Source organism: Tardiphaga sp. 215_C5_N2_1, assembly GCF_052076055.1.
GTDB lineage: Bacteria > Pseudomonadota > Alphaproteobacteria > Rhizobiales > Xanthobacteraceae > Tardiphaga > Tardiphaga robiniae.
Map to the genome: position 1 here is coordinate 2,932,363 of NZ_CP197240.1, position 19,646 is coordinate 2,952,008.

18 protein-coding genes are annotated in these 19,646 nt (G+C 61.8%); 7 read left to right on the top strand and 11 right to left on the bottom strand.

What is annotated here, in order from left to right; genetic code table 11:
- The first annotated feature begins 111 nt into the window (after positions 1–111).
- A complete protein-coding gene (locus tag AB7828_RS14005; RefSeq protein WP_068734918.1) occupies positions 112–1,749 on the top strand; it encodes an isocitrate lyase in 1,638 nt (545 codons plus the stop codon).
- Between the two features lie 150 nt (positions 1,750–1,899).
- On the opposite strand, the gene AB7828_RS14010 is transcribed toward AB7828_RS14005, so the two are convergent.
- The 10 genes from AB7828_RS14010 to AB7828_RS14055 form a co-directional block, all read right to left on the bottom strand.
- A complete protein-coding gene (locus AB7828_RS14010; RefSeq protein ID WP_441230456.1) occupies positions 1,900–2,187 on the bottom strand; it encodes a YciI family protein in 288 nt (95 codons plus the stop codon).
- 65 nt (positions 2,188–2,252) lie between these two features.
- Complete coding sequence (locus tag AB7828_RS14015; RefSeq protein ID WP_441230457.1) at positions 2,253–3,224, bottom strand: sugar ABC transporter substrate-binding protein; 972 nt, start codon at positions 3,222–3,224, stop codon at positions 2,253–2,255.
- Positions 3,225–3,260: 36 nt separating this feature from the next.
- Complete coding sequence (locus AB7828_RS14020; protein ID WP_120293261.1) at positions 3,261–4,235, bottom strand: ABC transporter permease; 975 nt, start codon at positions 4,233–4,235, stop codon at positions 3,261–3,263.
- Positions 4,232–5,182 (bottom strand): ABC transporter permease, encoded by a 951-nt coding sequence (locus AB7828_RS14025; RefSeq protein ID WP_439059566.1) that lies wholly within the window; start codon positions 5,180–5,182, stop codon positions 4,232–4,234. The genes AB7828_RS14020 and AB7828_RS14025 overlap by 4 nt, the downstream gene beginning before the upstream one ends.
- The gene (locus tag AB7828_RS14030) at positions 5,175–6,713 is read right to left on the bottom strand and encodes a sugar ABC transporter ATP-binding protein (RefSeq protein WP_441230458.1); all 1,539 of its coding nucleotides are present in this window, start codon (positions 6,711–6,713) and stop codon (positions 5,175–5,177) included. The genes AB7828_RS14025 and AB7828_RS14030 overlap by 8 nt, the downstream gene beginning before the upstream one ends.
- Entirely contained in the window at positions 6,710–8,110 is a 1,401-nt protein-coding gene (locus AB7828_RS14035) for an FAD-linked oxidase C-terminal domain-containing protein (protein WP_441230459.1), read from the bottom strand. The genes AB7828_RS14030 and AB7828_RS14035 overlap by 4 nt, the downstream gene beginning before the upstream one ends.
- A 59-nt stretch (positions 8,111–8,169) precedes the next feature.
- Positions 8,170–9,054 carry an intradiol ring-cleavage dioxygenase gene (locus tag AB7828_RS14040; protein WP_441230460.1) on the bottom strand — a complete coding sequence of 295 codons (885 nt, stop codon included), beginning with the start codon at positions 9,052–9,054 and terminating at the stop codon, positions 8,170–8,172.
- A gap of 9 nt (positions 9,055–9,063) precedes the next feature.
- Positions 9,064–9,981 (bottom strand): NAD(P)-dependent oxidoreductase, encoded by a 918-nt coding sequence (locus tag AB7828_RS14045; protein WP_441230461.1) that lies wholly within the window; start codon positions 9,979–9,981, stop codon positions 9,064–9,066.
- Positions 9,978–11,345, bottom strand: a complete 1,368-nt coding sequence (locus AB7828_RS14050; protein WP_441230462.1) for an amidohydrolase family protein — start codon at positions 11,343–11,345, stop codon at positions 9,978–9,980. The genes AB7828_RS14045 and AB7828_RS14050 overlap by 4 nt, the downstream gene beginning before the upstream one ends.
- Positions 11,342–12,421 (bottom strand): maleylacetate reductase, encoded by a 1,080-nt coding sequence (locus AB7828_RS14055; protein ID WP_441230463.1) that lies wholly within the window; start codon positions 12,419–12,421, stop codon positions 11,342–11,344. The genes AB7828_RS14050 and AB7828_RS14055 overlap by 4 nt, the downstream gene beginning before the upstream one ends.
- 190 nt (positions 12,422–12,611) lie before the next feature.
- Here AB7828_RS14055 and AB7828_RS14060 point away from each other — a divergent pair, with 190 nt between their 5' ends.
- A complete protein-coding gene (locus tag AB7828_RS14060; RefSeq protein WP_441230464.1) occupies positions 12,612–13,763 on the top strand; it encodes a LacI family DNA-binding transcriptional regulator in 1,152 nt (383 codons plus the stop codon).
- A gap of 90 nt (positions 13,764–13,853) precedes the next feature.
- On the opposite strand, the gene AB7828_RS14065 is transcribed toward AB7828_RS14060, so the two are convergent.
- Positions 13,854–14,405: a MarR family winged helix-turn-helix transcriptional regulator gene (locus tag AB7828_RS14065; RefSeq protein WP_441230465.1), complete on the bottom strand. Its 552-nt coding sequence runs from the start codon at positions 14,403–14,405 to the stop codon at positions 13,854–13,856.
- Positions 14,406–14,534: 129 nt separating this feature from the next.
- On the opposite strand from AB7828_RS14065, the gene AB7828_RS14070 reads away from it, so the two are divergent.
- Genes AB7828_RS14070 through AB7828_RS14090 form a run of 5 tightly spaced genes read left to right on the top strand, consistent with a single transcriptional unit; the run spans position 14,535 to position 19,608 of the window.
- Positions 14,535–14,999, top strand: a complete 465-nt coding sequence (locus tag AB7828_RS14070; protein ID WP_158550404.1) for a RidA family protein — start codon at positions 14,535–14,537, stop codon at positions 14,997–14,999.
- Between the two features lie 56 nt (positions 15,000–15,055).
- Complete coding sequence (locus AB7828_RS14075; RefSeq protein ID WP_441232242.1) at positions 15,056–16,627, top strand: sugar ABC transporter ATP-binding protein; 1,572 nt, start codon at positions 15,056–15,058, stop codon at positions 16,625–16,627.
- The gene (locus tag AB7828_RS14080; protein WP_441230466.1) at positions 16,624–17,601 is read left to right on the top strand and encodes an ABC transporter permease; all 978 of its coding nucleotides are present in this window, start codon (positions 16,624–16,626) and stop codon (positions 17,599–17,601) included. The genes AB7828_RS14075 and AB7828_RS14080 overlap by 4 nt, the downstream gene beginning before the upstream one ends.
- On the top strand, positions 17,598–18,578 hold the full coding sequence (locus AB7828_RS14085; RefSeq protein WP_093756898.1) for an ABC transporter permease: 981 nt from the start codon (positions 17,598–17,600) through the stop codon (positions 18,576–18,578). The genes AB7828_RS14080 and AB7828_RS14085 overlap by 4 nt, the downstream gene beginning before the upstream one ends.
- A gap of 55 nt (positions 18,579–18,633) precedes the next feature.
- Positions 18,634–19,608, top strand: coding sequence for a sugar ABC transporter substrate-binding protein (locus AB7828_RS14090; protein WP_439059576.1), 975 nt, complete (start codon positions 18,634–18,636; stop codon positions 19,606–19,608).
- Positions 19,609–19,646 lie beyond the last annotated feature (38 nt).

Consider the following 19,646-nt stretch of genomic DNA (forward strand, 5'->3'; position numbering starts at 1 on the left):
TTACACGTTCAATTTGTAAAGTATGACAAGTTATCTGCGTTCCGTCTAGCGGCTGGCGATCCCGCGATTACAACCAAGGACAGGTTTTCGTCAGCCAAAGGAATCGAGAAAATGAACTTCCAGCCACGCGGGATCAGCAACCAGACCATCCTCGGCACCGGCTCCTATCGGAGCGAAGTCGAGGCGGCGTCGGCGCTGCTCAAGACCAAGGACACCTGGAACGGCGTGACCGCCGAGGCCGTCGCACGCATGCGCCTGCAGAACCGCTTCAAGACCGGTCTCGACGTTGCACGCTACACGGCATCGCTGATGCGTGCCGACATGGCCGCCTATGATGCAGACACCACCAAGTACACCCAGTCGCTCGGCTGCTGGCACGGCTTTATCGCGCAGCAGAAGCTGATCTCGGTCAAGAAGCATTTCGGCACCACCGACCGCACCTACCTGTACCTCTCGGGCTGGATGATCGCGGCGCTGCGCTCGGAATTCGGCCCGCTGCCGGATCAGTCGATGCACGAGAAGACCTCGGTACCCGCGCTGATCGAGGAGCTCTACACCTTCCTGCGTCAGGCTGACTCCCGCGAGCTCAACGACATCTTCCGCAGCCTCGACGCCGCCCGCAAGGCTGGCGACAAGGCAAAGGAAGAAGAACTGATCAACAAGATCGACAACTTCCAGACCCACGTCGTTCCCGTCATCGCCGATATCGATGCCGGCTTCGGTAATGCGGAAGCAACCTATCTGCTAGCCAAGAAGATGATCGAAGCCGGTGCCTGTGCGCTGCAGATCGAGAACCAGGTCTCGGACGAGAAGCAGTGCGGCCATCAGGACGGCAAGGTTACCGTGCCGCACGAAGTCTTCCTCGCGAAGATCCGCGCCTGCCGTCACGCCTTCCTCGAAATGGGCGTCGAAGACGGCATCATCGTCACCCGCACCGACTCGCTCGGCGCTGGCCTGACGCAGCAGATCGCTGTCAGCCACAAGCCCGGCGACCTCGGCGACCAGTATAACAGCTTCCTGGATTGCGAGGAAATCGACGCCTCAAAGATCGGCAACGGCGACGTCGTCATTACGCGTAATGGCAAGCTGATGCGCCCGAAGCGTCTGGCCAGCAACCTGTACCAGTTCCGTGAAGGCACGGGTCAGGACCGCTGCGTGCTCGACTGCATCACCTCGCTGCAGAACGGCGCCGATCTGCTGTGGATCGAAACCGAGAAGCCGAACATCGAACAGATCGCCAAGATGGTTGATCGCGTTCGTGAGGTGATCCCGAATGCGAAGCTGGCCTACAACAACTCGCCGTCGTTCAACTGGACGCTCAACTTCCGTTGGCAGGTCTATGACGCGATGAAGGAAGCCGGCAAGGATGTCAGCAAGTACAACCGCGCCGAGCTGATGAAGGTGGAGTACGACAGCACGCCGCTGGCGGTCGAAGCCGACGAGCTCATCCGGACATTCCAGGCTGATTCAGCCAAGCGTGCCGGCATCTTCCATCACCTGATCACGCTGCCGACCTATCACACGGCTGCGCTGTCCACCGACAACCTCGCCAAGGAGTATTTTGGCGAACAGGGCATGCTGGGCTACGTCAAGAACGTCCAGCGCGCGGAAATCCGTCAAGGCATCGCCTGCGCGAAGCATCAGAACATGGCGGGTTCGGACATCGGCGACGAGCACAAGGAATACTTCGCCGGTGAGGCGGCCCTGAAGGCGGGCGGCGCGCACAACACGATGAACCAGTTCGGCTAATCGTTACGGTTCAGCTCATCATAAAATCAGCCTGGGATCTTGTCAGATCCCAGGCTGATTTCGTTGTCGACGTTCAAACGCCGAACGACTGTCTCACCAACAGGCTATCCGGATGGCGGGCCGCCATGAAAGCCCCGGAGGGCGTTGCGCTTATCCCTGTCGGCGCAGGAAGCCGGTGATCGTGACCGTCTGCCAGATGCCGGCGGCAAAGAACGGATCCGCATGATGAAATCTTTCGACCTCCGCGCGGTCGGCGGCCTCGACGAGAAACAGACTGCCAATCATGGTCTGGCCGTCATCGGCTGTCAGCGGGCCGGACATGACGATCGTCACGTCATAGGCCGAGGTGTCGGACAAAAAGGCCTTGTGAGCCTCGTAGTGAGACAAGCGCTTGTCGAGCGCACCGGCATGATCGACGGCATGGATGGCAAACAGCATGCATAGCTCCTGAAAGGCAGAAGACGGCCGCCGACCTGCGGCGGCCGTCTTGATGGTAATAGATGTTATTTGGTACCGAGCTTCGCAGCCTCGTCCCAGCTCGGACAGGTCCGCGATTCCAGTGGCACGTCGTAGGGGTGATAGTTCTCCTTGCCGATAACCGTTGGCTTGAGAACGATCTCAGTGATCACCGGCTCGTTGCGCAGCGAACGAATGGCGATCATCATGCCGAGGCACCCCTGCATGAAGCCATTGTAGTCGCCGCTCGCCAGCAGCTTCCCGCTCTTGATCGCGTCGATTGCCTCCTTGGTGCCATTGACGCCGATGACCTGGGCTTTGCGATTGGCACCATCGAGCGCCTCGATCGCACCGATCGCCATCGCATCATTGGCAGCCAACACACCGTCGATCTGAGTATTCGACTGCATGAGATTCTCCATGACCTGAAGCGCCTGCAGCCGTTGATAGTTGCCGGGTTGCGACGCAAGCAGCTTGGCTCCCGGGTTTTCCTTCAGGGCGTCGTTGAAGCCGCGGACGCGGTCGATGCTCGTCAAGGATCCTTTGACGCCCTCAATGATCACGAAATTGCCCTTGCCGCCAAGCGTCTTCAGCAGATAGCGCCCGGTCTCCAGACCCAGACTGTAGTCATCGGCGCCGACAAAGGCGACAAACTTGCCACCCGCGGAACGATCGGTCACGTTGACCACCGGGATCTTTGCGTCATTGATTTTCTCGACACCGGGGACCATCGCCTTGTAGTCGACCGGGATGAAGACGATCGCCGACGGCTTCTTCACCACCACGTCCTCAATCTGGCTGAGCTGCTCCGGGATGCTGTCCGGCTTGGTCGGGATATAATGCAGCGTCTTTGCCTTCATCGCCTTGGCGGCTGCGTCGGACCCGACCCGCACGGTCTGGAAGTACGGATTGGTCTGGTTTTTCGTAAACACCGCGATCGTCTCGCCGTCAGCGAACGCGTGAGATGAGAGTGATGTCGTCAGAAGCAATGCAGCAAGCGCGCCATAGGCTTTCTTCATAGTCGTTCCCTCCGTTTTGTTTTTAAGATCGAACACTTACGCCGCACGGCGCCGTGTTTTCATATCCAGCCATACTGCCAGAATGACGATGACGCCGGTCACCAGTGGCTGCCAACTCGCGTTGACCGACAACAGGTTCATGCCATTGAGGACCAGGGTCAAAATGAGTGCGCCAACGAACGTGCCAAACACCGTTCCGAGGCCGCCGAACAGCGAGGTGCCCCCGATCAGAACCGCGGCAATCGCCGGGAGTGTCAGGCTTTCGCCGATGTCGGCTTCGGCAGAGTTTAGTCGCGCAAGAAAGATGATCGACGCGAGCCCGGCCATCGCCCCCGACACTGTGTAGACCAGCAGAAGCCGGCGAGCGACGGGAATGCCCGACAATCGCGCGGCGACCGGGTTGGCGCCGATAGCATAGATTTCCTGTCCCCACGTGGTGCGCTGCGCGAAAATGGTTCCAATGGCGAGGAAGACCAGCAACAGATAGACCGGGATCGGAAGACCGAGAAAATAGCCGCTGCCGATCTGACGAAAGCCAGCCGGGAAGCCGTGCATGGTCTCTCCGCCCATGTACCAGTAAGTGATGCCGTGCAGCACCCACAGCATCCCGTAGGTCGCAATGAAGGATGGGATTCGAAGCGCGGTGACCATCACGCCGTTGAGCATCCCCACCGCGCCACCGACGCCGATGCCTGTCAGCACCCCCAAAGTCGGCGAGCCCGTCTGATGAATCACCGTCCCGGCAATACAGGCGGAAATAGCGACATTGGCACCAATCGAGAGATCGAGGCCGCCTGTCAGCACCACCAGCGTCAGGCCCGACGCGATGAAGAACAGCAGACTCGCCTGGCGCAGGACGTTGAGGATGTTGCCGAGACTGAAGAACGAGTTGGTCAGGATGGTCAGCGCCGCACAGATCAGAAACGCGGCGAGCAGGCGATAGAACACCTGGATCATCTCGTCGGAGAGCAACATTCTGCCGCTTGTGATCGGCTTTGAGATATCGGTCATGATCGGCTCCGCAATCCATCGACGAACAAGGCTGCAATTACCAGCAAGCCGACGCTTGCCACCTGGATCGAAGACGGCAGCGCCAGCAGATTCAATCCGTTGCGCAACACGCCTACGGTGACCACGCCGAGCAAGGTGCCGAGGAGCCAGCCATTGCCGCGCTCGAACGACGTGCCGCCGACGGCAACCGCTGCAATGGCATCGAACTCAAGACCGAGGCCAGCGGTCGGATGCCCGGAGTTCATGCGCGCGGTCATCAGGAGACCGGCCAGACCGACCATGGCGCCGCCGAGCGCGTAGACGAGGATCAGCAAGCGACGTGCCGAGATACCGGCGAATTTCAGCGCTTCACGGTTGCCGCCGAGCGCGAAAATGTAAGTCCCGAAACGCGTGTGGTAGAGCAATCCATGGAAGGCAAGGTAGCTTCCCAGTCCCAACACGATCGGAAGCGGAACCCCGCCGAGCGTTCCGGAATACACGCCGCGAACGGCGGCCGGCATGCCGACGACGCTCTGGCCATCGCTGACGATCAGGGAGAGGCCCTGAGCCATCCCGAGTGTGCCCAGGGTGGCAACAAAGGGAGGAATGCCGACAACGGCCACCAGCCAGCCGTTGATCGTCCCGAACACGATTCCGACAGCGAGAGCCGCAAGCAGGCCGAGCAGCAGCGAGCCAGTGGCCAAAGCGACGATGGCGACGATCAGCGAGGTCAGCGTCAAGACCGCGCCCATCGACAGGTCGAGACCTTCGGTCATGATGATCAGCGTCATCGGCAGCGCCAACATCAGCAGGATCGTCGATTGGACGAGCACGTTGGAAATATTCGGCACCGTCAGGAAGCCGGGTGTCATCAGGCTGAAGATGACACATAGCAGCACCAGCATGACGGCAACGCCGGGAATCCGCTGAAGCGGATTGGTGTTCAATACCATCGCTTGTTCACGCATGATGCATCCCCAGCTTCACGATGTTTTCCTCACTCAGTTCGTGGCGAGCCAATTCACCCGCGATCCGCCCGTCGCACATGACATAGGCGCGATCGCAGACGTGGCAGATTTCCGCCTGCTCCGACGAGATCATCAGCGCAGCGGCACCATCCGCGACCAGCCGATCGATGAGCGCGAAGATCTCGGCTTTGGCTCCGACATCGATGCCGCGTGTCGGCTCGTCGAAAATGAACAGCTTGGCGCCGGCCGCCAGCCATTTGCCGATGACGACTTTCTGCTGGTTGCCGCCGGACAGAAGACCGACAGCCTGCTTGTCCGATGGGGTCACGATCCTCAACTGCCGGATCAGATCATTGGCAACCTGCCTGGATTTCCCCTGATCGAAGAAGCCACGCGGAAAGATCTTGCGTAGCGCGGAAACGATCAGGTTGTCTCCGACGGAGCGGATCAGAGCCAGACCTTCGGCCTTGCGGCTTTCCGGAATCAGCGCGAGCCCCAGTCTGGCAGCTTCGTCCGGACCACCGGATTTCTCCTGACCGTCGAACAGGATCTGTCCCGCGGTCGCCCTGTCGGCTCCGAAAATGGCCCGCACCACTTCGGTGCGCCCCGAGCCGACCAGCCCGCACAGCCCGACGATCTCGCCTTGCCGCACCACCAGGTCGATGCCCGCAATGCCGGAGGCAGAGGCGAGACCCTTCACCTCAAGCATGACCTCGCCGGGGGCCTGGGCGAAGGTCCGTGGATAGCTCATATCGACGCTGCGACCGACCATCATCCGGACCAGATCGTCCGACGACACGGCGCCGGGTTTTACCTCGTCGATACGGCGCCCATCGCGCAGCACCGTGATGCGGTCACCGAGCGAGAATACTTCTGCCATGCGGTGCGAGATGTAGATGATGGCAACGCCATCCGCCTTGAGCCGCGCGATCAGCGCAAACAGCAATTCCGTCTCGCGGTCGGACAGCGCCGCCGTCGGCTCGTCCATCACGAGAATTCGCGCGTTCTGGCTGATGGCCTTTGCAATCTCCACCATCTGCTGCTGGGCGACGCCCAGCTTCTCGATCCGGATCGATGGATCGATGTCAAATCCAATTGAAGCCAGCACACGCCTGGCATCGGCCAGAATTTTCTTGCGATCGATCGTGCCGGGAACACGTCCTGCTGGCTCCCGTCCGAGGAAGGTGTTCTGCGCGATGTCGAGATAGGGGACGAGCGAGAATTCCTGGAAGATGACGGCGATGCCGAGCTTCTGCGCATCGGCCGGCGACGCGATCTCGACTGTCTCGCCGTTGTAGTGGAACGAGCCGCTATCGGCGCGATAGGCCCCGCACAGCACTTTCATCAGGCTCGATTTGCCTGCTCCGTTCTCGCCGAGCAGCATGTGCACCTCGCCTGGCCACACCGAGAACGACACATCGTCGAGTGCCTTCACTCCCGGGAATTCCTTGGAGATGCCGCGCAGTTCGAACAGCGGCGGCGCCGCCTGAACGATCGACACGGCAGCCTTGGACTGTGCAAGTTGCGTCATGCCAGCACCGCTGCATTGGGCAAGAAGATCTTGCCGGGGTTCATCATGCCTTTCGGATCGATCGACGCCTTGATGCCACGCATGATATCGACGGCGTCGCCAAGCTCGTCCTGGAGGAAATCGATCTTGCCGGTGCCGATGCCATGCTCGCCGGTGCAGGTGCCCTCCATCGCGATCGCCCGCGCCACCAACCGCGCGTGCAGCGCCTTGGCGCGCGCGACTTCGTCGGCATTATCCTGGTCGATCAGGATCAGCAGATGGAAATTCCCGTCGCCGACATGGCCCACCACAGGCGCGATCAGTCCGTTGGCATCGATGTCGCGACGCGTCTCGGTGAGACACTCCGTCAGCCGCGAGATCGGCACGCAGACATCCGTGATCATGGCCTTGGCGCCCGGCTTCAGGCTGAGACCCGCATAGAGCGTGTTGTCGCGGGCATGCCACAGCTTCGTCCGCTCTTCCGCCGCACGCGCCCATTGGAAGCCTTGGCCGTCATGTTCGGCAGCGATCGCCTCCGCCAGTTCGGCCTGCTCCGCGACACTCGCCTCGGTGCCGTGGAATTCAAAGAACAGCGTCGGCGCCTCGCGATAGCCAAGTTTGGAATAACCATTGATGCCGCGCATCATGACTTCATCCAGCAGTTCCATCCGCGCGACGGGAATGCCCGACTGGATCACTTCGATCGCGGCATCGATGGTCTGATCGAGCCGCCCAAAACTGCAGACCGCGGACGAGATCGCCTGCGGCCAGGGATGAAGTTTCAGCGTGATTTCGGTGATCACGCCGAGGGTACCCTCGGAGCCGACGAACAGCCGGGTGAGATCGTAGCCGGCTGACGACTTGCGGGCACGCTGGCTGGTACGGATCACCCGTCCATCCGGCAGCACGACTTCGAGCGCAAGCACATTGTCCTTCATGGTGCCGTAGCGGACGGCCATGGTCCCGGACGCGCGCGTCGAAGTCATGCCGCCGATCGACGCATCGGCGCCGGGATCGATCGGAAAGAACAATCCGGTGTCGCGCAGATGCGCGTTGAGCTGCTTGCGGGTGATGCCAGGCTGCACGACGACATCGAGGTCCTTGTCATGCACCTGGAGCACGCGGTTCATCCGCGCAAAATCGATACAGACGCCGCCAGCCACCGATGCCGCATTGCCTTCGAGCGAGGTGCCTGCGCCGAATGGAACGACCGGCATGCCGAGTTCGCCGCAGAGTTTCACGATCTCAGCGACTTCCTGCGTGGTCTCCGGAAACACCACGACGTCCGGTGGACGACTGGCGTGATAGGCCTCGCTGCGGCCGTGATCATCGAGCACGCCGCGCGCGATCGTCGCGCGCGCCCCAATGATCTCGTTCAGACGGACCACGGCCGTCTCGGCGCTCACTGGCGCTCCCATAGCATCCTCCCCTTCCATATCAGCGCTCAGGCTCTGCGGCCCTTGATGCGCATTGTTAGCTAGACAGCATGCGCCTTGTTGGCGTCTGGCTTCAAACCGAAATCGTAATTCAAATGATAGTAAGGCGTGTCCTGCATGCGCCCGTCGGGAGCTTCGCCGGCATCTTTGCGGGCGAATTCGCGAATGAGCGTATCTTTGACGCCGAAGACGACGTCGGAGTCGAGATACTTGTCGCCCGCGACGAACACATGCGTCACCAGTTGCTCGAAGCCAGGCGCCGAGATCATGAAGTGAACATGGGCGGGCCGCCACGGATGACGCCCCTGAGCCGTGAGCATATCGCCGACCGGCCCGTCATGCGGGATCGGATAGGCCGCTGGCTTGATCGACCAGAACCGGAAACGACCCTCGGCATCGGCATGAAACCGCGCCCGCATCGCCAGATCGCCGATCTTGTCGAGCTGCTGAACATCGTAATACCCGTCGTCGTCAGAGTGCCAGACGTCGATTGTCGCATTTGCGATCGGCTTGCCGTCCGGCGTCGAGACCGATCCCGTCACGATCATCGGATCGCCCTCCATGCCACCGGAGATGTCTTCGCCAAGCTTCTTCTCCGGGGCCGCCTGGACGAAGAACGGCCCGAGCACGGTCGTGTCCGTCACACCTTTTTCGGCACCATGATTGATAGCATCGACCAGCATCGACACCCCGAGCGCATCCGAAAGCAGAATGAACTCCTGGCGCTTATCGTCGCACATGTGACCGGTGCGCGTCAGGAATTCGACACCCTGCTCCCATTCCCTCTGGGTCGGCCGAACCTCCCGGACGAAGGCATGCAGATGGCGCACCAGCGCCTCGCTGATCTGCCTGATCCGCGGCTGGCCGGCATCCGTGATGCGATCGAGCACGGCATCGGTGATGGTGTTCTCGTTGAAATTCCGCATGGCCTTCCCTCACCCAAGCTTCGGCTCGCCGAGACCCGATAGTCGCTCGACGTGACGCACGGTGGCGATGAAGTCGGATTCGCCATCGCCCTGTGCGATAAGTGATCCGTAGATTTCCCGCACCTGCGCCGCGAGTTGCAGTGGCACGCCGACGTGATGGCCGGCCCCGATGATGAGGTCGAGATCCTTGGCCATCTGCCGGCACGAGAAAGTGGACTCGAAGTTGCGCGTGGCCAGTGGCGGCGTCTTGTACTTGACCATCGGCGAGGCGACCGCGCTATCGTCCAGGACCTTGAGGATATCCGGCCAGGAGATTCCGCCCTTGCGCGCCAGCGTGAGGCTTTCGGCCATCATTCCGGCAGACACCGCGATCATCAGATTGACCGCGAGCTTGGCAAATCGCGCCTCTTCAGCCACGCCGAGATAGGTTTGCGCGCGGGTGAACGTCGCCAGCACCGGCTGAACCGCATCGAACGCGTTGCGCGGCCCCGACACGAAGCAGGTCAGCGCGCCGGTATGCGCGATCGCTGCATTGCCGGACACCGGAGCGCGCAGATAGGTCACGCCGCTCGCCTCCGCCGCAACACCAACTTCAGCCGATATTTCGGCGCTGACCGTGCTCGTCTCGACCAGAACCGCACCACGTGTCAGCCTGTTCAGCAGGCCGTCTGGTCCGAGCACCACGGAACGCAGCGCCGCATCGTCGGGCAGCGATGTGAAGATGATGGCGTGGTTTGCAGCGGCGTCTGCGGCCGAGTTGGCCGTCTGAAGCCCAAGCTGCTGTGCCAACACCAAGCGCTGTTTGCCCGGGTCGTAACCGGTGACGCGGATACCGGCCTCCACCATACGGCCTGCAATCGGCAAGCCCATCTTGCCAACACCGATCCAGGCGACGGCCTGAGCTTGATCTCTCGACGGGGTTGTCATGCCGCTTTCTCCTGACGTTCGATCTCGGAGACGATGCGCATGCCTGATCGCTCGAGTTCATTCTTTTTGCGGTCGATGTTCTCCGCCAGCAGGCGTCCACCTCGCTTACGCCAGATGCCGTCAATCATGACCGCCTCGATATTGGTGATGCTGGATTGCATCAAGACCGTAGAAACCGGATCATGGACCGGCCAGAGGTTAAGGTCCGTGGCATTGATGACGACCAGATCCGCCTTCTTGCCCGGCGTGAGCGAGCCGATGCTGCTTTCACGTCCGAGCATGCGCGCGCCCTCGATGGTGATCCAGCGCAAGGCCTCACGCGTCGTGATTGTCGTCACCGCTGGAATGGCGCCCGTGGCCTGCCGACTCTCGGCGTTGTCCAGCGCGCGTTGCATCGACAGTGCGATGCGGCCAACATTGAACATGTCGCCAGGCAATACGGATTCCAGATCGACTCCGAGCGATGGCCGCGATCCCAGCTTCAACAACCGCCCGGTGATCGGGTAGCCATGGCCCTGATTCATTTCATTTTCTGGCGTGACCGAGAACGACACGCCGAGATCGACAAGCTGACGCAGCAGATCGTCGGGAAGATCGTTGCCGTGCACGATGTTGATGCCGGGACCGACCAGACCGGCTGCAATCAGCTTCGCCCAGCCACCCGGCGTCTTGGCCGGGCCTCCACCCTGATGCATCGAGGCAATCAGATCGAACTCACGCGCCAGTTCGAAATCATGGATGACAACATCCATAGTCGAATAATGCGGGCCGAGAATCGCGAGCCCGAGCGTGACGCGATCACTGCGGCTAGACAGTGCCCCTGCCAGAAAGCGCTCGACCTCATGGCGCGGATGCGGAACTTCAGAGAAGTGCGGCTGCCCCGGCGCCGCCTCCGGTTTCGGCGAGCCGTGGAAGAAGGCGGCACGGATGCCGCTCTCTTTCAGCGCCGCGACGGCGCTATCACTGTGCGTAGGCGTTGGGTTGTTGTGACACCAGTCAACCAGCGTGGTGGTGCCGCAATTGATCTGGTTCAGCGCGCCCATCAGCGTGCCGATATGAATATCCTCGGGACGGAAGACCGTGGCCAGTCCCGCATGCATCCGGCGGAAATATTCGGGAAGCGTCCAGTTCGCGGAGAAGCCGCGCAAGGCGGTCTGCCACGTATGCATATGCGCGTTGACGAGGCCGGGAATGACGATGCGGCCACGACCATCAACGATCTCTGCATCAGCGGCATCTAGGCCTGGCCGGATGTCCACGATGCGATCGCCATCAACCAGCAGGTCAGCCTGCGCGAGGTCGCCGATCGTGTCATCCATCGTCAGGATGGTGGCTGACTTGATGAGCGTGCGCATCGCCGTCATCGCAACGCCTCCGCCATGACCGGAGGATCGCCCGCCCACGCCCGCGCGATCAGATCGCGGATAGCATCGCGTTCCAGCGGCCGCGGATTCCAGTAGGCGTTGCTGACGGCAAGGTCGGTGGCGCGTTCGATGCCGTCCTTCGGCATTCCCAGATCGCGCAGCGCGACTTTGGCGCCAAGTCCCTGCGTAAGATCGAACAGTCCCTGCGCGGCCTGTCCGGCGCCAAGTGCGCGCGCGACGCGAGCCGCCGCGACCGGTACAGCCGGAGTATTATAGGCCATCGCATGCGGCAGGATCACCGTGTGGGTCTCGGCATGTGGCAAATTGAACGCGCCGCCCAGCGTATGGCAGAGCTTGTGATGCAGACCCATGCCGACGGCGCCGAGACAGGCGCCGCACAACCAGGCAGCGCGCAGGGCATCATCGCGTGCCGCCGCGTTGTCCTCGCCAGCCGCAAGCTTCGGCAGCGCGCCGGCGAACAGGCGAATGCCCTCTTCCGCCATCAACGACACGACCGGATTGGCATCGCGCGCATAGAGCGCTTCGACAGCGTGAGCGATTGCATTGACGCCCGATGTCACGGCAAACGCAGGCGGCAATGTGCGCGTCAGGTCGACGTCGTAGATGACCGTTTCGGGGAGTATCTTCGGGCTCGATTGCGTGGTCTTCAGTCCCTCGCGGGTCTCACCCAGGATCGGCGTCATTTCGGACCCGGCATAGCTGGTCGGTACGACGATTTGCGGCAGGTCGGTCCGTAGCGCGATCGCCTTGCCTAGCCCGATGGTCGAACCACCGCCCACCGCGACGATGCCGTCGGCCTGCAGAGCCTTGACCTGCTGCATCGCAAGTTCGGTCACATCAACCGGCGTATGCATCACCGCACCGGCATAGACGCCCGCCGCTCTGTCACCGATCAAGGCGGCAATCTGCTCGCCGTGAGATTTCTGCTGGTCTGTCGTCAGAACGAGTGCGCGCTTAACGCCGAGTCGGTCGAGCTCGGCGGCCAGATCTGCCAGCCGTCCCGAGCCGAAGACGACCCGCATGGGCGCCGCCTGATAGACGAAGCTCTCCATCATTCCATCCCTGATCGTCGACGCCGTTAGGGCGCTTCTGCTGCACTGCACCAAGGCATGCAGCGGATTTTCGCTACCATCATTCCCGTGCACACGTTTGTCAAGAAACTCTGCACACGTTTGTCAATTTGTGCAAGATAAGGCATTCTCACGTGATCGTTAGCGGATACGACGACGCGCGCGAGCAGGCTGGATGGCGATGCCCAAAAAAATCAAGAACACCAAGAAGACGTCACCCGCGCTTCAGGAGCGGTCGTCGCGTAAGACAATCATTGATGTCGCGAAGTGTGCTGGCGTCCATTGGTCAACGGTGTCGCGCGGGCTCAATCCCGAGAAGCGCCACCTGATCTCCCCAGAAATGATCGAGCGCGTCGAGGCTTGCGCGAAGAAACTCGGTTATCGCGCGAACGCGATGGCGTCGGCGCTTCGCACGCAGCGCTCTCGTACCGTTGGCGTCATCGTTTCAAATCTGGGTGACCCCGTGCATCCGCCGATTGTCCGCGCGATCGAAGACAGTTTCGCCGAGATTGGATACGTCACCATTGTCGGCAACACCGACAACCATCCGCTCAGGCAGGCCGCGCTGATCGAACGGTTCATCCAGCAAGGCGTCGAGGGGCTGATCGTCGCGACCTTCGAGCGAAACGATCCCGGCATCGCAGCCTGCGTCGAGGCGAACATTCCAGTCGTCGCGGTGTTTCGCGATCCTGAAAGCGAATTCATTCCGAGCGTCCGGGTCGACGACGCGAAGGCAATGGAACTGGCGGTTCATCATCTCGCCGAGTGTGGGCACAGGCAAATTGCTCATGTCGGCGGCCCGCAAAATGTGTCGACGGGTTACCACCGCTATCGCGGCTTCCGGCGCGCTTGCAAAGCCCTGGCTCAAGACGGAGTTGCGCCCACTGCCGTCTTCGGTGAGGCCTTTACGGTCGAGGAAGGCGAGTTCGCTTGCGAGCGTTTGCTGACGGAGAACCCCAATATTACGGCGATTGTGGCTGGCAACGACATGCTGGCCGTAGGCTGCCTTCGGCACCTGAGGAACAAAGGCATTTCATGTCCCGGCAGCATCTCGCTGGTCGGCATGAACGACATGCTGTTCATGGACGCGATAGCGCCGGCGCTGACGACCGTCAGTACGCCGACTGCGGAACTGGGAACGCAGGCGTCTCACATCCTTATTGCGATGATCAAGGGAACGCCGGTTCAAAACGATCGGATCGTGCTGAAGCCGGTTTTGCTCGCGCGGGATTCTGTTGCCACGATCAAGTTGCCGACCAAGGCACGTTCGTCAGGTTTTCCTGACGCGGCCAAAGGAGAAGTCAGATTACAGCGTCGACAAAGCTAAACGAAACTTGACGCACTCTGCAGCGGTGGCATGGAGGGGCGTCAGCGACCGCCCAAAGTTGCCGAGAGCGGAGCGCTCAGAAGCGATCCGTTACAGATCTGGCTTCTCGACCGACATCAGAAGTTTCCGCAGCAACCGTGTGAGCGTTTGACGCTCGTTGGCCGTCAGTATCTCGTCGACCGAACGGGACAGCTTGAAGTGCTGGGCAATCGCCTTGTCGACGGAATTTCGCCCCTTGGCCGTAAGCGTGATCCGCGCGCCGCGGCCATCTTCGGGATCCTGGCGCCTGACGATGAAGCCGTCCTGCTCGGCCCGCCGCAGCCGCGCGGTGAGCCCGCCCGACGACAGCAGACACTCCGCATAAAGGTCAGTCGGTCGAACACCGATACTGTCATCGGCCTCCCGACGGTAAATCGTCAGGAGCAGGTCGAACAATTCCCAATTGAAGCCCTGCTCCTCAAGTGCTGGCTCGATAGCACTGCGCATATGCACGGATAGCCGGACAATCCGGCCGACGACGTCGAGGTGGCCTGCGTCGAGGTCGGGTCGCCGCCGGCTCCAGCCGGCAATGATCTTGTCAATCGAATCGGTGGTCATGGTGACGATCATATAGGCATGGCGCACCAATTCGATGCAACTCATGTATCTTTCCATAAAGATATTTTATCTTGACTCAAAGATAGTTTGGCTTCACGCTTTATGACAGTTCAATGAGCGACTGACCCACGCAGGGCGGAGATCGCCGCAGCGTCCGCACCGATGGAGACGACCATGACTGCCAAGCCGGCCTTTGCAACCTCGCCGACCAATCCGCACGTCAAGGAAATCCAGACGATGCCGGAGCGGAAGCCGGACATGCCCTATGCGCCAGCGATCCGCGTCGAAGTGCCCTGCGGCATGCTGTTCATTTCCGGAGCGACCCCCTCGCCGCTCTATCACAAGCATCCCCACGTCCTCGAAGAGCACGACCATCCGAATTCGATCGAGGACCAGACCCACCGCGCCATGCAGACGATCCAGTCGATCCTGGATCACGAAGGGCTGACCTGGACCGACATCGTCAAGGTGACGAAGTACCTGACCGACATCCGGGACCAGGACGGTATGGTGAAGGTGATGAAGGAATATTTCGGCGACTGGACGCCGGCCAGCACCACCATCTGCATCAACCAGCTCTCGACCCAGGGCGCCCGTGTCGAGCTGGACATGATCGCCGCCATTCCCGTGCAAAAATAGACCGGATGTGACCTCCCGCCGGCCCCGGGTCATCGGGCCGAACGAGGCCGACAATGATGCACGGCACTGAAAATCAAGATGAGCAAGGGGACCGCTCGCTGCACACCCCAAAGGGGTCTGCGTCGCGGGCGCCCGGAAGTGAGGCCGATGCACCGCTGCTGCGTCTGGTCGGCATCGACAAATCCTTTCCCGGTGTGCATGCGCTCAAGAACGTATCGCTCGACGTCTATGCCGGCGAGGTCCATGTCATCCTCGGTCAGAATGGCGCGGGAAAGTCGACGCTGATCAAGACGCTGTACGGCGCCTATGCGGCCGATCGCGGCTATATCGAGATCGAGGGCCGGCGGGTCGCCGTCGCCCGCCCCGCCGATGCCAGCGCGCTTGGTATCGCCGTCATCTTCCAGGAATTCTCGCTGATCCCGTATCTGGACATCGCGCAGAACATCTTTCTCGGTCGCGAAGCCGCATTCAGTCGCTTCGGCCTCGTCGATTCCGCGGCCATGCATGCAGCCGCACGCACCATCCTCGACGATCTCGGCCTCGACTACGACACCCACGCATACGCCGCCGATCTCGGCGTAGCCCAGCAGCAGATGGTGGAGATCGCCAAGGCGCTTTCGCAGAACGCGCGGGTGCTCGTGATGGACGAGCCGACGGCGGCGATCTCCGAGCGTGAATCAGATCGCCTGTTTCAAACCATCGCGCGATTGACGGAAAAGCGCGTCGCCATCGTCTACATCTCCCATCGCATGAAAGAGGTGCAGATGCTCGGCGATCGCATCACTATCCTGCGCGACGGCGCCGTCGTGACCAGCGTGCTGCGCGGTCAGAAAAGCCAGGCCGAGATGGTCGGCGCGATGATCGGGCGACCATCGGGATCGCAACTCGCACGGACGCCGCGCCCACCCGGCGAGCCCGTTCTGCTCGCCAGGGATGTGAACACGGCCAAACTGTCGGACATCTCCATCGAAATTCTCGCCGGCGAGGTGGTGGGGCTTGCCGGCCTCGTTGGGTCCGGCCGGACCGAAGTGGTTCGCGCCTTGTTCGGCGCGGATCCAATCGCGAGCGGCGAGATCGCTCTGTTCGGATCGCGCACGCCGGCCACACTGGACAGACGGGTGCGTGCGGGCATGGCCCTGCTCCCGGAAGATCGCAAACGGGAGGGATTGGCGCTGCCACTCGATGTCCGCGACAATGCGACGGTCGCCTCGTTGTGGCGCAGCTTCGCCTCCGGCTGGTTCTCACCGGCCAAAGCCGAGCGGGACACACGCGGGCTGATCGCACAGCTCGGCATTGCCGCCCACGGCACGCGCCAGAGCGTCCACACCCTCAGCGGCGGCAATCAGCAGAAGGTCGTGCTGGCCAAATGGCTGGCCGCGGGAGCCAAACTGTTTCTGCTGGACGAACCGACGCGCGGTGTCGATGTCGGCGCCAAGGCGGAGATCTATCGCCTGATCGATCAACTGGTCGATGGCGGGGCCGGTGTCGTCGTCATCAGCTCGGAACTGCCGGAGCTCGTTCAGCTCTGCGACCGCGCCTATGTCATGCGCGACCATCGCATCGTCGGGCATCTCGCCGGCGACCAGCTAACCGAGCGGGCCATCCTCGAACTGGCGGTGCATCAATGAGCGTGACGATCCAGCTGCAGCGCAGGTCCGGCATGGGCCAGTTCCTCAGCGCAATCCCCGGCGCCGGCCTCCTGCTGATCCTGATGCTGGTGCTGTTCACGATCGTCAATCCGAGATTCGTGTCCCAGACCAACCTCATCAATGTTGGCTTGCAGACCTCGCTACTGCTGATGCTCGCCCTGCCGATGACGCTCATCATTATGACCGAGGGCCTCGACCTGTCGGCCGGAGCTCTGCTCGGGCTGAGCGGCGTCATCGTCGCCGAGGCGCTTCTTGCCGGATGGGGCGTGCTCGCCGCTTGTACGGCGACGCTGGCGGTGAGCATTGCCTTCGGGGCCCTCAACGGCATCCTGATCGCCTATCTGTCGCTCCCTGCCTTTGTTGTCACCCTCGGCACCATGGGGCTGATGCAGGGGATTGCGCTGGTGCTCACCAATGGAGATCCGGTCGGCGGTTTCACGCCTGCCATCGAAACCTTCTATCGCTCCCAGCTTTGGTTCATTCCGACGCCGATCGCGATCGCGGCCGCCCTTTATGCTGCGCTGTGGCTACTGCTCTATCGCACTCGGCTCGGCAACTATGTGATCGCCATCGGCGGCAACAAGGACGCGCTGCGTCTCGCCGGCATTCGCGCCAATCTCGTCCACCTCGCCGTCTATGTGCTCGGCAGCGCGATCATCGGTCTCTCTGCCGTGCTGCTAATCGGGCGCACCAATTCAGCGCATCCGACCGTCGGCATCGGCATGGAGTTCGAGGCGATCGCCGCAGTCGTGCTCGGCGGCACCTCCTTCGAAAAAGGACAGGGCTGGCTGTTCGGTGCCGTGCTCGGCGCGCTTGCCATCACCGTGCTGCGCAATGGACTCAACATTCTGTCCATCGACTCATCGCTGCAGGTCGTGTGCATCGGCATCCTGCTCATCCTCGCGTTGCTGATCGACCAGGCGCGCAAGCAATTCGTGAGGCGTACGGCATGACGATCCCGGCAACGCTCGATATCCGCCCATCGTCCCTGTCGCCCGACGCCGCGGCCCTGCTCGGCCGGTTCGTGCTGATCGTTCTGATCGCCGGCGCATTGACCGCGGTCGATCCGGGATTCGCGTCGGTGAGCAATCTGCTGAATATGCTGCGGCAGGCGAGCCTGCTGTTTCTCGTCGCGTCCGGCCTCACACTCGTCATCATCGGCGGTGGGCTCGATCTGTCGGTGGGCGCCAATCTGACGCTGTCGGCCTGTCTCGCCGCAGCCGCGATCAAGACCACCGGCAATCCGTGGTACGGCGTTGCGGTCGCCATCGGCGCCGGCACGCTGATCGGTTACGCTAACGGGCTGATGATCAACCGCCTGCAGTTGCCGCCTTTCCTTGCGACTTTCGGCATGCTGTGGGTGGCGCAGGGCATCGCCTACTGGTTCATGGCCGGGCAGACGATCTACGGCATGCCGATGTCGTTTCGCTATTTCGGCACCGGCTTCTTCCTCGGCGTTCCGCTGCCGATCTGGATCACGCTTGTGGTCTGTCTCGCCTGCAGCATCCTCCTGCACCGCACGACCTTCGGCCGCGAGGCGTATTTCATGGGCGCCAACCAGACCGCCGCGCTGCTGTCCGGCGTCCCGGTCGAGCGTCGTCGGCTGCTGCTCTATGTGCTCAGCGGCTTGACGGCGGGCATCGCGTCTCTCGTCTATCTCGCACGCCTCAATGCCGCCGAGCCCGGAATCGGCGAGCCGTTGCTGCTTCCTGCTATCGCCGCAGTTCTGGTCGGCGGCACATCCTTGTTCGGTGGCAACGGCAACATCGTCGGCACCGTGCTTGGCGCCATCCTGCTCACCATCATCGTCAACGGCCTCAATCTGCTGAATGTTGCAGCGACCTGGCATCCCTTCGTCAACGGCGCCGTCGTCCTGGTCGCCATCATTGCGGATCTCGTCATCAGCCGACGCCGATCAGGGAGCGGATAGACCCGGCATCACCAGTTCACCACACGTCTCGTCATTCACAACCAGAGGGGCCATCATGCGAACCACCCGATCTATCCGATGCGTTCTTGCCGCCGTCATTTGCGGCACCCTGTTCAATTCGGCGGTGCGCGCCGATGGCGAAGTGATTGCAGCCTTCACGAAGAACCAGGTGGACCCGCATTTCGAGGGTGTGCGCGCCGGCGTCGCGCAGATTGCGGAGAAAATGCGCGCGACGGTCAAATATTACACGCCGACCAAGCCGAACAATATCACCGAAGGCATGTCGCAGCTCGAAGACGTCGGCGTGACCAAGCCCAATCTGATGCTGTTCATGCCGATCGATGCCAAGGCGCAATTGCCGACGATCAAGCGCCTGATCGAATCCGGCCTGCCGATCATCAACTACAACGACCGCGGCGGCGACGCCCCCTATCTCTCCTTTGTCGGCCAGGACGATTACAAGCTCGGCTATGACATTGCCAAGACCCTGTTCGACCACCTCGGCGGCAAGGGCAATGTGGTGATCCTCGAAGGCGTCAAGGGCTCGACCACGGGCGACGAGCGCAAGCGCGGCTTCGACGCTGCGGCCAAGGACTATCCGAATATCAAGATACTGGCCTCGCAGCCCACTAACTTCCAGCGCCTGCTCGGCATGCAGACGATGGAGAACCTGATCCAGCAATTCAGCACCATCGACGGCGTGATCGCCGCTGCCGACGCGTCCGCCCTCGGCGCCATCGAGGCACTCAATGCAGCCGGCCGCAAGAACGTCGCGGTGGTCTCGATCAATGGCGTGCCGGAGGCTGTCGAAGCCGTGAAGGCCGGCAGCCTGCTGGCAATCGCGGAGTTCGACGGCTTCAAGATCGGCTGCGTCGCCACCGCGGTCGGCCTTAACGCCATTCGCGGCCAGAGTGCGCCGAAGCAGATCACGATCCCTGGTGCGATCATCACCAAGGCCAATTATGCGCCCTGGCTCGTCCCCTACAAGGACCGGACTTGCCCGACGCCGGACGCGTATATCGCGAAGTAGCGCTAACGGGCCTGCAGACCCGTCGCGTGCTGCAGGCC

What these genes read in the sequence shown, in the direction of transcription:
- AB7828_RS14005 (WP_068734918.1), top strand. Translation starts at nt 112, where the DNA reads ATGAACTTCCAGCCACGCGGGATCAGCAACCAGACCATCCTCGGCACC.
- AB7828_RS14010 (WP_441230456.1), bottom strand. Translation starts at nt 2,187, where the DNA reads ATGCTGTTTGCCATCCATGCCGTCGATCATGCCGGTGCGCTCGACAAG.
- AB7828_RS14015 (WP_441230457.1), bottom strand. Translation starts at nt 3,224, where the DNA reads ATGAAGAAAGCCTATGGCGCGCTTGCTGCATTGCTTCTGACGACATCA.
- AB7828_RS14020 (WP_120293261.1), bottom strand. Translation starts at nt 4,235, where the DNA reads ATGACCGATATCTCAAAGCCGATCACAAGCGGCAGAATGTTGCTCTCC.
- AB7828_RS14025 (WP_439059566.1), bottom strand. Translation starts at nt 5,182, where the DNA reads ATGCGTGAACAAGCGATGGTATTGAACACCAATCCGCTTCAGCGGATT.
- AB7828_RS14030 (WP_441230458.1), bottom strand. Translation starts at nt 6,713, where the DNA reads ATGACGCAACTTGCACAGTCCAAGGCTGCCGTGTCGATCGTTCAGGCG.
- AB7828_RS14035 (WP_441230459.1), bottom strand. Translation starts at nt 8,110, where the DNA reads ATGGGAGCGCCAGTGAGCGCCGAGACGGCCGTGGTCCGTCTGAACGAG.
- AB7828_RS14040 (WP_441230460.1), bottom strand. Translation starts at nt 9,054, where the DNA reads ATGCGGAATTTCAACGAGAACACCATCACCGATGCCGTGCTCGATCGC.
- AB7828_RS14045 (WP_441230461.1), bottom strand. Translation starts at nt 9,981, where the DNA reads ATGACAACCCCGTCGAGAGATCAAGCTCAGGCCGTCGCCTGGATCGGT.
- AB7828_RS14050 (WP_441230462.1), bottom strand. Translation starts at nt 11,345, where the DNA reads ATGACGGCGATGCGCACGCTCATCAAGTCAGCCACCATCCTGACGATG.
- AB7828_RS14055 (WP_441230463.1), bottom strand. Translation starts at nt 12,421, where the DNA reads ATGATGGAGAGCTTCGTCTATCAGGCGGCGCCCATGCGGGTCGTCTTC.
- AB7828_RS14060 (WP_441230464.1), top strand. Translation starts at nt 12,612, where the DNA reads ATGGCGATGCCCAAAAAAATCAAGAACACCAAGAAGACGTCACCCGCG.
- AB7828_RS14065 (WP_441230465.1), bottom strand. Translation starts at nt 14,405, where the DNA reads ATGAGTTGCATCGAATTGGTGCGCCATGCCTATATGATCGTCACCATG.
- AB7828_RS14070 (WP_158550404.1), top strand. Translation starts at nt 14,535, where the DNA reads ATGACTGCCAAGCCGGCCTTTGCAACCTCGCCGACCAATCCGCACGTC.
- AB7828_RS14075 (WP_441232242.1), top strand. Translation starts at nt 15,056, where the DNA reads ATGCACGGCACTGAAAATCAAGATGAGCAAGGGGACCGCTCGCTGCAC.
- AB7828_RS14080 (WP_441230466.1), top strand. Translation starts at nt 16,624, where the DNA reads ATGAGCGTGACGATCCAGCTGCAGCGCAGGTCCGGCATGGGCCAGTTC.
- AB7828_RS14085 (WP_093756898.1), top strand. Translation starts at nt 17,598, where the DNA reads ATGACGATCCCGGCAACGCTCGATATCCGCCCATCGTCCCTGTCGCCC.
- AB7828_RS14090 (WP_439059576.1), top strand. Translation starts at nt 18,634, where the DNA reads ATGCGAACCACCCGATCTATCCGATGCGTTCTTGCCGCCGTCATTTGC.